The sequence below is a fragment of the Plantibacter auratus genome (assembly GCF_050587365.1).
Classification (GTDB): domain Bacteria; phylum Actinomycetota; class Actinomycetes; order Actinomycetales; family Microbacteriaceae; genus Plantibacter; species Plantibacter auratus.
In genome coordinates, this window is record NZ_JBOBFV010000005.1 from 207,675 (window position 1) to 222,123 (window position 14,449).

Sequence of the window (14,449 nt, forward strand, 5' to 3'; positions counted from 1 at the left end):
TTGACCCCGGCGAGCACACCCGACGCACCGGCGACCGGTGAACCGGCCGACGGCGGCGTGACCGACGAGGAACTCGCCGCCTGGGAGGCGCAAGGCTCCCCCGACGGCTCCAGCCGGACGCGCATCGTCATCGCCGCGATGGCCGTCATCGCGATCATGGTCGCCGCGGCGATCGGCTTCTCGGTCGGTCGACTCAGCACGCTCGCCGACCCGACACCCACCACGACGAGCGCCGAGGCGGGCTTCTCGCGCGACATGCAGGTGCACCACAACCAGGGCGTGGAGCTCGCCATGATCATCCGCGACCGGACGGACGCGGTCGACGTTCGCACCCTCGCATACGACATCGCGACCACCCAGGCGCAGCAGTCGGGCCAGCTGTACGACTGGCTCGTCCAGTGGAACCTGCCGCAGGGTTCACGGCAGCCGGACATGACGTGGATGACGCTCCCCACGCTCACGGGTGCGAGCGGCCATGCGCACGGCGGCGACACGGCGACGCCGGGGTCCACCCACACCCCGGGCGACCCGATGCCGGGCCTCGCCACCCCCGCCCAGATCGACCAGCTGACGGCGGCGTCCGGTCTCCAGGCCGAGCGGGTCTTCCTCACGCTGATGATCGCCCACCACCAGGGCGCGGTCGAGATGGCCGAGGCGCTACAGCCGCGGACCACGAACGCGACCGCGCTGGCCTTCACGCGCGCGGTCATCGCGAGCCAGCAGGCGGAGATCGAGCTCATGACCCGCATGCTCGACGACCGGGGCGGGCCGGTCGACCTCGCAGGCTGAACCCTCCCGTCGACCGCCCGGGCGACGCGCGGGCTCCGACAAGGGGCTAGCCAGAACCCCGGCCGACGGCGAAGAATGATCCCGACGCCCGAACGGGCCCGATGAACAGGAGCGACGAATGGCACTCGACGACATCACCAAGAAGGCTCAGGAATTCCTGAAGGACAACAAGGTCAAGGACGCGCTGAAGAGCGAACAGGCCGAGGACATCAGCGACAAGCTCCTCGGCAGCGTGGCCGACGCGGCCAAGAAGGTCACCGGCGGCAAGTTCGACGAGCAGATCGACGGCGCCCGCGACGCGGCGGACAAGGCCGTCGGCAACGAGTAGTCCCCCGGCTCGAAACGCGAGACGGCCGGGTCCCGATGGGCGCCCGGCCGTTCGTGTCTGCGCCGGTCAGCGCTCGATCGTCATTCCGGGTCGATCAGTGCCCGTCGACGCCGGCGTCGACGGGGTTGCTCCGGAACCGGTCGAGCGCGATGGCCACCAGTTCGGGAGCGGACAGGTGCGTGTCCTGCATGAGGTCCGAGAGGACTTCTGATGCGCGTCCGCTGAGCGTCAGTTGCACGGTCGCGGAGCGGTCTTCATCGACACCGCTCAGCGCACGACGACGTTCACCCAGGCTGAGGATGGCCGACCGCAGATAGGTGCGGCTCGCGACGGTGTCGATCTCCCAGCGGCCGGCGCGCCGGTTCGCGACGACATTGCCACGACGGATGTTGGTCATGAGGGACGCTCGGCTCACATGGAGCCTCGCGGCGAGTTCCGCCGTCCGGACCGGACGGGGGAGGTCGTCGATGAAGTCCTCGACGAGCGCCTCCCGGAGGAGCTCCCAGGCGACGTCCGGTGGGAGCGGCGCATCGGGCATGCTGCCGCCGTCCTGCAGCGGACCCACCCACGCGGTCGTGGGGGCGTCGCGTTCGGTCATCGTCATCGCCCCTCCAAGGTTCCGGCGCTCGAACCTCAAGCATGCTCGGTGCCCGTGGAAAGCGCGTCCCCCAATGCGGGTTGCCCGCGTTCGCGGGGTGCCGGCCCGAAACGACGCACCCCGTCCACCAGGGCGGACGGGGCGCGGGCGACGCTCGGACGACTCAGCTGCGGTTCGCGACCGGTCGGGACCCCGCCGGGCGGGTCCCCTCGAACAGGATCCGGTAGCTGAATCCGGCGATCAGCGCGCCGATGATCGGGAACACGATGAACACCCAGACCTGCGCGAGCCAGTCGGCCCCGCCGAAGATGGCGGTCGCGATGGAGCGCGCCGGGTTGATCGAACCGTTGTCGATCGGGATCGCGATCAACAGGAACAGCGTGAGCGTGCCGCCGATGGCGATCGGCGCGAAGCCCGCGGCGGCCCGCGTGTGCGTGACGCCGAGGATGACGTAGAGGAAGAGTGCGGTGATGACGACCTCGATCACGATCGCCGAGACGAGTCCGAATCCGCCGGGCGAGAGCTCGCCGAACCCGTTCGAGACGAAGCCGCCCGCGACGGCCTTGTCGAGGAATCCTGCCGGGCCGCCGGCCGCGAGGCCGAACACCGCGAGCGCACCGAGGAACGCTCCGACGAGCTGCGCGAGGATGAACGTCCACGTCGCACGCCAGGGGAACCGACCGGCGGCGGCCAGCCCGAGCGTCACCGCCGGGTTGAAGTGCCCGCCGGAGATAGGGCCGAACGCGTAGGCGGCGATGGTCACCGAGAGGCCGAGGGCGATCGCCACCCCGAGGAAACCGACGCCGAGGGGGTTGGAGGTCTCCTCGCCGAAGAACGCGGAGAAGGTCGCCGTCCCGACGAGACCGAAGACCAGCAGGAAGGTACCCGCGACCTCGGCGAGCAGCTGCGACGCGGTCGTCGGTTCGACCGAGGGTGGGACTTCCGGAGAGGACATCTGGACTCTTCTCGCTCGTGGTGACGACGTGGACGCGGTCGGCTGGCGGCCACCGCGTCACCAGCAGACTATTGCCAGGCGTCCCACCGGCGACAGCCCACGGTCCGCATGTCGCCGTCCGTCAGTGCACCTCCAGGTCGTGGAGCGGGACCTGGAGCCGGAAGATGTGCTCGATCGCGAGTTCCGCCCCGACGGCGTCACCGGCGGCGAGGGCGGATCGGAGGTGCGGGTACCCGACGCGCAGATCCGACCAGTCCACCGTCGCCGCGGAGCGCGTGGCCGAGACACGGTAGATCAGGGCGCCGATCACGTCCTTCGTCGCGGAGACGAGGACCGGGTTCTCGCAGTGCTTCAGGAACCGGTCCACGAGCCCCCAGACGCAGCGTCCGTGCGCATCCGCGTCCTCCGCCGTCACCGTGGTCATCGTGTGCTCGACGAAAGCGAGGAGCTCAGCCCGCTGCCCCGCGGTCAAGGTCGGGACGGTGACCCGGACGACGCCGCTGACGAGCGCACCGAGGGTCTGCAGCACGGCTGTCCGGTCCTCGGCGCGTGGCTGCGCGACCCGGGTGTGCCGCTGCGGTGCCGTCTCGACCAGTCCGACGCGTTCGAGTTCCCGGAGTGCCGCGTCGATCGCCTCGCTCGGAGCGTCGAGCCATTCTCGGAGTTCCTCCTCGATGAGCAGCTCGCCCGAGGCGAGTGTCCCGTCGTAGATCGCCGTGCGGATCCGTTCCGTCACGGACTCGCCGGCGGGAGACGACCGCGACCCGGACGGTCCATCGGGGTTCGGCATCGGTTCCTCGTTCGGCTGGGGACGGCTGCTGGCTACCGGCCGATCGTACCGCGGACGATCCCCGCCTCGGCGAGCGCCGCCTGCGCCTGGCGATGCTTGTTGTCGATGGAGGCGCCGATCTCCTGGGCCAGGCGGGGTTTGCTCCGCACGAGCTGGTCGATAGTGGACAGCGGCATCCGCAGGACCAGGGTCGTGCCGTCGGCGATCGCGGCGGCCATGGCGACCTCCCTCGTCAGCGCCGTCTGGCCGATGAAGTCGCCGACGCCGAGCCGTTGGAAGGTGATGAGCCCGTCCGCCGTCGGCACGGCGAGATGGACGCCACCCTCGACGAGGAACCGCATCGCGCCGGGGATCGTGCCCGCCTGCTGGATGGTCTCCCCCGGCCCGTACCGCTCGAGTGTGCACGTCCGGGCGAGCTCGTCGTAGTCCTCCTCCCGCGCGTGGAGGGTCGGCGCCAATTCGGCGATGGCACTCCGCAAGCGCTCCGGCGTCGCGATCGGGTCGGAGCCGTCGCCGTCGAGCGCGAGACCGCGGCGCCGCGAGGCGTACCAGAGCCAGGCGCGGAACAGGGCGACCGCGGCGTCGGCGGTGGAGGGCCCGGACACGGGCAGGGTGACGGAGAACCGCGCGGCACCGAGGTAGGACGCGGACACCACGTCCCCCGGCTCGAGCATCGGCAGGCCCGATCCGACCTCGCGGAGCAGCCGGAGCACGTCGTCCGGCGGGTCGTCGGTCGAGAAGGTCACCTCGACGCTCGCGGTGTACGCACCGACCGGTTGGCTGAGGTTCGTGAACGACGCCCCCGCGAGCGAGGAGTTCGGCACGATCTGGATGCCGTTGCCGGTGTCGAGGTGGACCGCACGCCAGTTCACCTCGACCACGCGACCGCGGACGCTTCCGGTGTCGAGCCAGTCGCCGAGCCGGAACGGCTGCTCGAACAGCAGGAGCAGTCCCGAGATGACCCCGCCGACCGCGTTCTGCAGGGCGAGGCCGATCACGATCGACGTCACGCCGAGCGCGGTGACCAGCCCGCCGATGTCGGCGTCCCACACCCAGGAGAACAGGATCGCGAGGCTGATGAGGATGAGGGCCAGCCGCGCCAGGTCGACGAAGATCGACGGGATCCGGTCACGCCACGAGCCCTCCTCGGCGTTCGCGAACAGGGCGACGTTGAACGCGGAGAGGATGAGGAGGATCACGAGGAACCCGAGAAGGGTGCCGACGATCCGCACCCAGGTGCTGTCGTCCGCCCGCGCCGTGGCGAACACGAGGAGCGCGAACACCGCGCCGACCGGCACCACGTAGTTGCGCAGCAGACGGATCGGTTTCGCCGCCGCGTGCTTCCGCCGGTTGAGCGCACCGAGCACCTCGGTCAGGACGATGAGCAGCACGGGGACGCCGACGGCCAGCGCCACGGCCCAGGGGAACCACGCCTCCTGCCACACCTGCGTCATGACTTCGGCCCCGAGACGACCTGCCAGACGGCCTGCGGACCGCCGCGCGTCTCCACGGTGCCGGCGGCCTCGAAGGCGACGGTGTCCTGCATGCGGTCACGGACGCGCTGACTGACGAAGATGCCGGCCGTCCCGGAGACCGACTGCACCTGGTTGGCGAGACTGACCGCGTCACCCCACATGTCGTAGGCGAGGCTCGTCCGGCCGACGAGGCCGCTCGTCACGACACCCGCGTCCACGCCGACCCGCAGGGTGAGGTTCGCCTGGTGCTGCGCATTGAAGCGTTCGACGATCGTGCGCATCTCGAGCGCGAAGTCGAGGGTCCGACGCACGTTGTCGACACGTGGGACGATCAGCCCGCAGCTCGCGAGATACCCCTCCCGCAGCGTCCGCACCTGCTCGATCCCGAGCCGCTCGGCCGCCTCGTCGAAGCTGCGGACCAGCGCGTTGAGCATCGACAGCTCCCGCTCCGGATCGAGGCCGCGGGTCAGGTCGTCGAACCCCACGAGGTCGGCGAAGATGACGGACACGTCCTGGTGGACCTCGGAGATCGTCTCCTCACCGTCCTTGTAGCGCTTGGCGACCGACGCCGGCATGAGGGTGAGCAGCAGCTTCTCGTTCTCCGCTCGCTGCTCCTCGATGAGCTCCTGCTTGAGTCTCAGGCTGCGGCTCATGTCGTTGAAGGCCGTGCCCAGGTCACCGAACTCGTCGCGTCGGGTGTTCGGCACCTCGACGCTGTAGTCGCCACCGGCCACCCGCCGCACCGCGCCGACGAGTGCCCGCACCGGCCGGGCGAACACCTGCGCCAGGAGCAGGGAGAGCAACGACACCACGACCACGATGGCGAGCACCGAGATGACGAGGTTGCGGGTGAAGTCGGTCACCGGCGCGAAGGCCTCGGCGGCGTCGACCCGGGCGACGAGCACCCACTGGAGCCCGTCGATGTCGACCGGGGTGTACGCCGTGAGGTTCTCCTCACCGAGGTAGCCGCGCCCGATGGTGGTGCCGGTCTCGCCCGCGAGCGCACGCTCGACCGAGACGGTGCGGGTCGGTTGGATCTGGATCGTCCCCGCGACGGCAACGGCACGCGCGGCGGTCTCCGGCGGTGTGCCGGCGGCGACCGCGGCCCGCTCGTACGCCTTCGGATCCTCGATCAGCAGGCGGGAGGTCGAGCGCATGAGTTGATCGGGCCCGGCGAGGTACGTCTCTCCGGTCTCCCCCAGGCCGTCCTGCTCCCACTGGCCGGAGCCGGTCATGATGTCGTTGATCGCCTCGATCGGGACCTGCAGCGCCATCACCCCGTCGATCCGACCGTTCTCGCCGACCGGTGAGAAGATCCACTGGGTCGGGACGTTGAGCGACGGCTGGTAGCGCTCGAAGTCGGTGATGCCCACGTAGTCGATCGCGTTCGACCGGAGCGCCGCGGTGAAGCCGTCCTCGAGCACCCCGCCCTTGTAGGGGCCGGTGAGGACGTTCGTGCCGAGGTCCGGACCCTTGTAGGCGCTGTAGACGACGTCGCCCTCGTCGTCGATGAGCAGGGCGTCCTCGTAGCCGAAGCGGTCGATGATCTCGCGGAAGTAGTCGTGGTACTGCGCGTGCACGGACGACCAGGCGCTCCCGTCGCCGGCGTCGTCGACGGTGATGGCGGTGTCGTAGTCGAGGTCGCCCGGCGTGTACACCGACTGCAGGTAGGTCTCGGCCGGGTTCGTCGGGATGAACGCAGCCGGGTCCGCCTCGTCTCCGGTGCGTTCGGCGAGCTCCGGCGCGAAGGTGTCCTCGTAGAACGACGTCACCGTCGACGCGCGCGCCGGGTCCACCGGCTGCTCCTCCAACTCGTGGAAGGCGTCGTGGAAGCCGTTCATCGCGTCGACCACCGTGGTGCCGCGGGTGTAGACGACGAGGGAGTCGCGCGTCTGGTCGTAGTAGTTCGTGATCTCTCGGGCGCGGGACTCCCGGACCTCGGTCAGCCGCTCGAAGGACGCCTGGCGCAGCGAGTCACTGCCGGACAGATAGCCGACGATCCCGGTGACGATCGACGCCCCTACGCTGACGAGCAGCAGCATGACGAGCAGCTTCGACTGGATGCTGAAGCCGGGGCGACCGAACCGTCCGCGGCCGAGCCCTCGGGACCTGGCGGCCGAGGAGGGTGCCGGTGGAATCGGTGGGTCTGTCGGGCCCGTCGGCGCGGCGCCGTCTGGCGAGGGTCCGGATGGTGCGTCCACAGCTGCGGTCATCGACGAGTCCCCTACTCGATCCGGCGGTGCACGGTCACCCCCTCCTTCGGGGGTCACGATGGCGCTCACTCTAGCCACCCGTGCCACGCGCCCACAATGGGTGGGCCGCGATTCTTCGCCGGCCGGACTGCGCCGCCAGGCCTACTCACGTCAGCGCGTCGTCGACGTGCCTGACGCGACGCGACGTCCCGCTCAGACGGTGACGGCCTGCTGGGCGTAGAGGGTCGCGTACACGCCGCCGGCGGCGAGCAGTTCCTGGTGGGTGCCGCGCTCCACGATGCGCCCGCGATCGAGCACGAAGATGACGTCGGCGTGCACGATGGTCGACAGGCGGTGCGCGATCGACACCGTGGTGCGTCCGCGGGTCGCATCATCGAGGGCGACCTGGACGACCCGTTCGGAGATCGTGTCGAGGGCGCTCGTCGCCTCGTCGAGGATGAGCACCTCCGGATCCTTCAAGAGCACGCGCGCGATGGCGATGCGCTGCTTCTCGCCGCCGGACAAGCGGTAGCCGCGCTCCCCGACGAGCGTGTCGTAGCCGTCCTCGAAGCGAGCGATCGTCTCGTGGATGTTCGCCGCGCGGCAGGCGGTCTCGAGCTCCTCGAGGGTCGCGTCGGGCTTCGCGTAGCGGAGGTTCTCGGCGATCGTCGCGTGGAAGAGGTAGGTCTCCTGACTGACGATGCCGATGCGGGAGACCAAGGACTCCTGCGTGACGTCGCGGACGTCTGCGCCCGCCACCATGACCCGTCCGTCCGAGACCTCCTGGAAGCGCGGGATGAGGTAGGAGATGGTCGTCTTGCCTGCTCCCGACGGTCCGACGAACGCGGCGAACTGTCCGGGTTCGATCGTGAAGGAGACGCCGTCGAGCGTGGGGGTCGAGTCGTCCTGGGCGTCGGCGTAGCGGAAGGTGACGTCGTCGAAGCGGATCTGCGGTGCGACGCTCGGGAGCGGTGCGGCGCCGGGGCGGTCGGCGATCGCGGGCTTGAGGTCGAGGTACTCGAAGATCCGCGCGAAGAGGGCGCCGGAGGTCTGCAGGTCGAGAGCGACGCGCATGACGCCCATGAGCGGGAACAGCAGGCGGGCCTGGATGGTGGTGAAGGCCACGATCGAGCCGGCGGTGACGTCCACCGCCCCACCGGTGATGAGCCAGCCGGCCACCAGGTAGACGATCGCGGGGATGGACGACAGGAAGATGTTCACCATCGCGAAGAACCACTGGCCGCTCATCGCCTGGCTGACCTGGAGGCGGATCTGGGTGCGGTTCTCGGCACTGTAGCGCTCGACCTCGGTGTCCTGGCGGTTGAAGCTCTTCGCGAGGAGCACGCCGGAGACGCTCAGGGCCTCCTGGGTGATCGCGGTCATCTCCGACAGCGACTCCTGCGTCTTCGTCGCGATCCGTGCCCGGACCTGACCGACGCGGCGCTGCGCGATCACGAGGATCGGCATGAGGATGAGGGCGACGATCGTCAGTTGCCAGTTGAGGATGAGCATCGCGACGAGCGCCGAGATGACCGTCACGGTGTTGCCGAGCACGCTCGAGACGGTGTTGGTGAGGACGTTCGCGACGCCGCCGACGTCGTTCTGGAGGCGCGACTGGATGATGCCCGTCTTCGTGCGGGTGAAGAAGCTCAGTTCCATCGCCTGCAATTGCGAGAACAGCTTGATGCGCAGGGCACCCATGACACTGTTGCCGACGGTCGCCGTGAGGTAGGTCTGCCAGACGCCGAGCAGGGCGGCGATGATGAACAGCGCCACCATCACGCCGACGATCTCCGCGAGGGCGACGAGGTTCGGGCGGCCACCGTCGGTCGGGAACAGGCCGACGTCGAACGCCTGCTTGACCAGCAGCGGAGGGAGCACCGCGAGGGCGGCACCGATGACGACGAGCACCATCGTGAGGATGATCTTCGCGCGGAAGGGCACGAACAGTGCGACGATGCGCTTGCCGAGGTTCGGGATCCTCGGTGCCTCGGCGTTGAGCGCCTTCTGCGCCGCCATGTCGCCACCGCTGACACGGCTGCCCGCTCGAGGCCCGCCGCCCCCGGGTGCACCGCCGCGTGGCCCGCCCCGTCCGCCGTGCATGCTCATCCCGCCACCCTATCCCCGCCCACCGTCCTCCCCGCCCTTGTCCCCGTCCCCGTCTGCTTCCCGCTCCGTGTCCTTTCTCAGGAGTCCGCCGGCGCGTCGCCTCGCCCGCCCTCCGACCCGCCGCAACTGTCCTGAGAAAGGGTCACCGCCGCGAGTCCGCTCCCCAGGTCCACTGCGGGGCGGATCATCCCCAAATCAGCAGCGTGGCTCGGCGGTCCGCGACACCGGGTGGACGATCGACCGATGACAGGAGGAACCTACGCCTTCCGCCCGGCGTACGGTGTCGCCACGGTGCACCAGCTTCGGGCTCGCGGTCATTCCAAACGGTCGCTCCGACTCGCGGTCGAGATGGCCGAGCTGATCAGGGTGAAACGAGGCTGGTACGCGGACCCCGGTGCGCCCCCGGAGATCGTCCAAGCCGTTCGGGTCGGCGGGAGACTCGCGTGCATCTCGGCGGCCGCCTGGTTCGGCTGGGCCACACCGGAAGACCAGCGCATACACGTCGCTGTCCCGTCGAACGCGGGGCGCCTCCGCGATGCTGGCGACCGCCGGTGCCATCCGCCCGCGCAGGACCGGGACGACGCGGTCCTGCACTGGGACGACGATCAACCAGTGGTCCCTCGGGGCGATTCGATCGCGCCGCTCCTCGTGGTGAGCCGCGAGTCGGCCGTTCGTCAGATCGTCACCTGCCAGCACCCTGACGTCGCCGGCGCGATCTTGGACTCCGTCCTGCGCCGAGAACCCCACCGCGGGCGGGCGCTCCACGCGTGGCTGGACGAGCTCCCGCACGCACGCAGGCGCAGACTCCCTCGGCTGGAGTCGGGATGCGAGAGTTTCCTCGAGAGCATCGGTCGCATCCGGCTCGAACGCGCTGGGATCGTCGGTCGACATCAGGTCGAGATCCCGGGCGTCGGACGCGTCGACGAGCTGATCGACGATTGGTTGGTGGTGGAGTGGGATGGACGTGCGTTCCACGACACCCCGGACGCCCATGAACAGGATCGCTGGCGCGACGCCCAGTTGGCGATCCTCGGCTATCGCTCTCTCCGCTTCACGTATCGCATGGTGATGGACGACTGGTACGCGGTCATCGGAGCGGTCCGCGCAGCGCTCGCGCGGGGCCGCCCAAGGCCCCGCTGAGCGGATCCGATCACCCTCGCACCTGCCAGCCTGCACTCCGTCCCTTTCTCAGGACTCCCCCGGCACGCCGGGTGTACTCGGGCACGACGCACCACAACTCTCCTGAGAAAGGACCATCCCCGTCATTCGTCCGCCGGAATTCGCCTCCGTCCCTTTCTCAGGACTCCCCCGGCACGCCGGGTGTACTCGGGCACGACGCACCACAACTCTCCTGAGAAAGGACCATCCCCGTCATTCGTCCGCCGGAATTCGCCTTCGTCCCTTTCTCAGGACTCCCCCGGCACGCCGGGCGCACGCCGACACGACGCACCGCAACTCTCCTGAGAAAGGGCCATCGGGACCAGGAGAACGAACGGCCGGCAGACGCACGGACGCCCCGGGAGCGTGAGCTCCCGAGGCGTTCGCGCACCGACGACGCTGTCGATCGGAGGATCGAACCGCGGCGTCGGGTCAGCCCTTCGTCGAACCGGCCAGGAGCCCGCGGACGAAGTACCGCTGCAGCGCGAAGAACACGACGAGCGGGACGAGGATCGAAATGAACGCGCCGGCCGTGAGCAGGTGCCACTCGTTGCCACGCGTACCGGTGATCTCCGCCAGCAGCTTCGTGATCGGTGCGACCTCGCCGTCCGCGAAGATGAGCGCGACCAGGAGGTCGTTCCACACCCACAGGAACTGGAAGATCGCGAACGACGCGATGGCGGGCATCGTCAGCGGCAGCACGATCCGGAAGAAGATCTGACCGTGACCCGCGCCGTCGACGCGTGCCGCCTCGATGACCTCACCGGGGATCTCCGCGACGAAGTTGTGCAGCAGGAAGATCGCCAGCGGCAGCGCGAACATGGTGTGCGCGATCCACACCTGGGCGAAGGTGCCGCTCGCGTCCAGTCCCTCGCCGACCTGCAGACCGAAGATGTTCAGGCCACGGGAGAACGTCGACAGCAGCGGGACGAGCGCCATCTGGATCGGCACCACCTGCAGCGCGAACACGAGGATGAACAGGAAGTTCTTGCCGCGGAAGTCGATCCACGCGAACGCGTACGCCGCGAGGCTCGCCACCACCAGCGGGATCAGGGTCGCCGGGACCGCGATGGCGATCGAGTTGACCCACGAGCCCGCGAGGTTCAGCGTCGAGTTGCCGGCCTGCAGCACCTGCACGTAGTTGTCGATGGTGACCTGGAAGTCGGAGAAGATCGTCCACCAACCGGTGGTCTTCACCTGCTGCTCAGGCCGGAACGAGGAGACGAAGAGACCGAAGGTCGGGATCGTCCACAGCACGGCGATGACGACGGCCGCGATGGTCGCGCCACGGCTCGTGAGCCGCTTCTTCGTCCGTCGGCTCGCAGCCTCGATGCCGCGCTCACCCTTCGCGAGCTGGTCCTTGGTGGACTCGTCGATCGGTAGTTCGATCGGCTGCACAGCACTCATCGGATCTCCCTCTGCTTCTTGATCTGCCGTGCGTTGTAGATGACGATCGGCAGCACGAGGATGAACAGGATCACGGCGAACGCCGCACTCCGGCCGTTCTCGAAGTTCTTGAACTGGGTGTACATCTCGTTCGCGATGACCGAGGTGCCGTTGTTGCCGGCGGTCATGGTGCGGACGATGTCGAAGACCTTCAGCGACGCGATGGAGATCGTCGTGACGACGACGACCAGCGAGGAGCGGATGCCAGGGACGATGACGTTGGTGAAGCGCTGCCAGCCGTTCGTGCCGTCGAGCTCGGCGGCCTCGATCTGCTCGGTGGGGACACCCTTGATCGCGGCGGACAGGACGACCATCGCGAACCCGGTCTGCACCCAGATGAGCACGACGATGAGGAACAGCGTGTTCCACGGCTCGTTCTGCAACCACTGCACCGGGGTGCCGCCGAACCACACGACGATCTGGTTGAGCAGACCGATCTGGGTCGCGCCGGCCTCACGGTAGGCGTAGATGAAGCGCCAGATGATGGATGCGCCGACGAAGGAGATCGCCATCGGCATGAAGACGAGGATCTTGAAGTACTTCTCACCGCGGGACTTGTCGATGAACACCGCATAGGCGAGGCCGAAGGCCGTCGACAGCGCCGGGACGAGGAGCACCCAGATGATCGTGTTGATCACGGTGCGGATCGCGCTCGGCTGCGTGAACAGCCAGATGAAGTTGTTCAGCCCGACGAAGTTCTTGCCGGACGCCGACATGAACGCGGCGATCGTCGTGTTGATCGACGGCAGGATCAGGCCGATCAGCAGCAGCAGGAAGGCCGGTGCGAGGAAGCCGACGAGCTGGACGAGGTACCCGACGCCCTTCTTGGACCGGTAGTCGAGGAGGAAGAGCACGCCACCCAGGACGGCTGCGACAGCCGCGGCCCACAGGAACGAGCCGAAGAAGAGGACGACGATGACGGGCACCAGGACGCAGAACGCCAGACGGATGACCGTGTAGAGGGTGCCCTTGCGTGGCGCGATGTCCACGAAGAAGAGGAGGAGGGCCACCACCGCGCCGAAGGCGATGACGACGATCGGGATCTGGGCGAGCGGTGGGAGTCCGCCCAACCAGTTGAGGAAACCTGACATAGCTGGCCTTTCGAGTACGGCGTTGGACCCTGAGTGAACCCTAGGGGGTTCCACTGCCGAGGCGGAAGCGCCGGAGGGTGATCACCCTCCGGCGCTTCCGCTCATGAGCAGCAGTTCCGGATATCGATTACTCGCTGGAGGGCCAGCCGGCTTCGATGTCCTTGAGGACCTGGTCGGTCTCGTCGCCGTTGATCCAGTTCACGAGGCCCTTCCAGAAGGTTCCGGCGCCGACGGCACCGGGCATCAGGTCGGAGGCGTCGAAGCGGAACGTGGTCTTCTCGTCCTGCAGGATCTCGATCGCCTGGCTGAGGATCGGGGTCGAGGCGTTCGCCGGGTCCAGGCCGTTGTTGGCCGAGATGACGCCGCCGAGCTTGACCCGCTTGTTCGCCCACTCAGGGCTCGAGAGGTACTCCTGGACCTTGACGGTGCTCTCGTCGTCGCTGAACGCGCCGACGATCTCGCCACCACCGGTGACAGCGGTCTCGCCCTCCTTGATGCCGGGGGTCACGAAGGCCCACACGTCACCGTCGGGTGCGACGGTCGCGCCGGCGTCCTCGAGGAAGCCGGAGAAGAACGATGCCTGGTGGTGCAGTGCGCAGGCGCCGGAGGCGAGCGCCGGAGCGACGTCACCGAACTCGGTCGAGTTGATCGACGACACGTCGCCGAAGCTCGCGTTCACGTACTCCGGGTTCTTGAGGATCTCGCCGACCGAGTCGAACGCTTCCTTGATCTTCGGGTCGGTGAACTTGACCTTGTTGGCCACCCAGTCGTCGTAGACGTCCGGGCCCTGCTGACGCAGGACGAGGTCTTCGATCCAGTCGGTGCCGGGCCAGCCCGAGGCGTCGCCGGAGCCGAAGCCGGCGCACCAGGGAGCTGCACCCGTCTTCTCCTGGATCGTCTTGGTCAGCGTGAGCAGCTCGTCCCAGGTCTTCGGGACCTCGACGCCCCATTCCTTGAACTTGGCCGGCTGGTACCAGACGAGGCCCTTGACGCTCGCCATGAGCGGCGCGCCGTAGACGGTGTCGTTGACGGTGCCGTAGGCGGCCCAGTCCTTCGACCAGTACTTCTCGATGTTCGCCTTGACGCTGTCGGGCGCGGGCTTCAGGTAGTCGCGCTTGGCGAGGTCGGCCAGGAGGCCGGGCTGCGGGAAGATCGCGAGGTCGGGCGGGTTACCGCCCTGGGCGCGGATACCGATCTGCGACTCGAACTCCTTGGAGGACTCGTACTTGATCGTGATGCCGCTGTCCTTCTCGAAGTCGGCCCAGCTCTCCTCGAGCAGCTTCGCCTCGGTGTCGGCGATCGTCCCGTAGATGGTGACGGTCTTGTCGTCGTCGCCACCGCCGCTGCTGCCCGATCCGCCTGAACAAGCGGTGAGCGCGACGCCCGCGACGGCCAGGACGGCCAGCGGCAGGGCCGTCCGGCGGGTCCGAATGAAACTCATCTGTGTCCTCCTCATTGAGTGCTGCAGGTTCGAACGTCTCCAGGGTCGAGCCGTTCCGATGATGCACTGGTGCGGAA

General features: G+C 68.5%; 12 protein-coding genes. 3 read left to right on the forward strand and 9 right to left on the reverse strand.

Annotated elements, in window-relative coordinates:
• Positions 1 to 789 (forward strand): DUF305 domain-containing protein, encoded by a 789-nt coding sequence (locus ACQ3HE_RS17905; protein WP_236555538.1) that lies wholly within the window; start codon positions 1 to 3, stop codon positions 787 to 789.
• 118 nt (positions 790 to 907) lie between these two features.
• Positions 908 to 1,117: an antitoxin gene (locus tag ACQ3HE_RS17910; protein WP_079706736.1), complete on the forward strand. Its 210-nt coding sequence runs from the start codon at positions 908 to 910 to the stop codon at positions 1,115 to 1,117.
• A gap of 94 nt (positions 1,118 to 1,211) precedes the next feature.
• On the opposite strand, the gene ACQ3HE_RS17915 is transcribed toward ACQ3HE_RS17910, so the two are convergent.
• The 6 genes from ACQ3HE_RS17915 to ACQ3HE_RS17940 form a co-directional block, all read right to left on the reverse strand.
• Complete coding sequence (locus tag ACQ3HE_RS17915; RefSeq protein WP_137243877.1) at positions 1,212 to 1,715, reverse strand: hypothetical protein; 504 nt, start codon at positions 1,713 to 1,715, stop codon at positions 1,212 to 1,214.
• 163 nt (positions 1,716 to 1,878) lie between these two features.
• A complete protein-coding gene (locus ACQ3HE_RS17920; protein ID WP_430893678.1) occupies positions 1,879 to 2,670 on the reverse strand; it encodes an aquaporin in 792 nt (263 codons plus the stop codon).
• Between the two features lie 121 nt (positions 2,671 to 2,791).
• Positions 2,792 to 3,460, reverse strand: coding sequence for a GntR family transcriptional regulator (locus ACQ3HE_RS17925; RefSeq protein WP_430893679.1), 669 nt, complete (start codon positions 3,458 to 3,460; stop codon positions 2,792 to 2,794).
• Between the two features lie 32 nt (positions 3,461 to 3,492).
• Positions 3,493 to 4,914, reverse strand: a complete 1,422-nt coding sequence (locus ACQ3HE_RS17930) for a mechanosensitive ion channel domain-containing protein (protein WP_430893680.1) — start codon at positions 4,912 to 4,914, stop codon at positions 3,493 to 3,495.
• A complete protein-coding gene (locus ACQ3HE_RS17935) occupies positions 4,911 to 7,148 on the reverse strand; it encodes an adenylate/guanylate cyclase domain-containing protein (protein ID WP_430893681.1) in 2,238 nt (745 codons plus the stop codon). Before ACQ3HE_RS17935 ends, ACQ3HE_RS17930 begins: the two co-directional genes overlap by 4 nt.
• A 192-nt stretch (positions 7,149 to 7,340) precedes the next feature.
• Positions 7,341 to 9,230, reverse strand: a complete 1,890-nt coding sequence (locus ACQ3HE_RS17940; RefSeq protein WP_430893808.1) for an ABC transporter ATP-binding protein — start codon at positions 9,228 to 9,230, stop codon at positions 7,341 to 7,343.
• 249 nt (positions 9,231 to 9,479) lie between these two features.
• Here ACQ3HE_RS17940 and ACQ3HE_RS17945 point away from each other — a divergent pair, with 249 nt between their 5' ends.
• Positions 9,480 to 10,376 (forward strand): DUF559 domain-containing protein, encoded by an 897-nt coding sequence (locus ACQ3HE_RS17945; RefSeq protein WP_159879890.1) that lies wholly within the window; start codon positions 9,480 to 9,482, stop codon positions 10,374 to 10,376.
• A 450-nt stretch (positions 10,377 to 10,826) separates the two neighbouring features.
• On the opposite strand, the gene ACQ3HE_RS17950 is transcribed toward ACQ3HE_RS17945, so the two are convergent.
• The 3 genes from ACQ3HE_RS17950 to ACQ3HE_RS17960 all read right to left on the reverse strand — a co-directional run bounded on the left by ACQ3HE_RS17950 (position 10,827) and on the right by ACQ3HE_RS17960 (position 14,372).
• Positions 10,827 to 11,801, reverse strand: coding sequence for a carbohydrate ABC transporter permease (locus tag ACQ3HE_RS17950; protein WP_079706730.1), 975 nt, complete (start codon positions 11,799 to 11,801; stop codon positions 10,827 to 10,829).
• Positions 11,798 to 12,931 (reverse strand): carbohydrate ABC transporter permease, encoded by a 1,134-nt coding sequence (locus ACQ3HE_RS17955; RefSeq protein ID WP_079706729.1) that lies wholly within the window; start codon positions 12,929 to 12,931, stop codon positions 11,798 to 11,800. Before ACQ3HE_RS17955 ends, ACQ3HE_RS17950 begins: the two co-directional genes overlap by 4 nt.
• 127 nt (positions 12,932 to 13,058) lie before the next feature.
• A complete protein-coding gene (locus tag ACQ3HE_RS17960) occupies positions 13,059 to 14,372 on the reverse strand; it encodes an ABC transporter substrate-binding protein (protein ID WP_079706728.1) in 1,314 nt (437 codons plus the stop codon).
• Positions 14,373 to 14,449 lie beyond the last annotated feature (77 nt).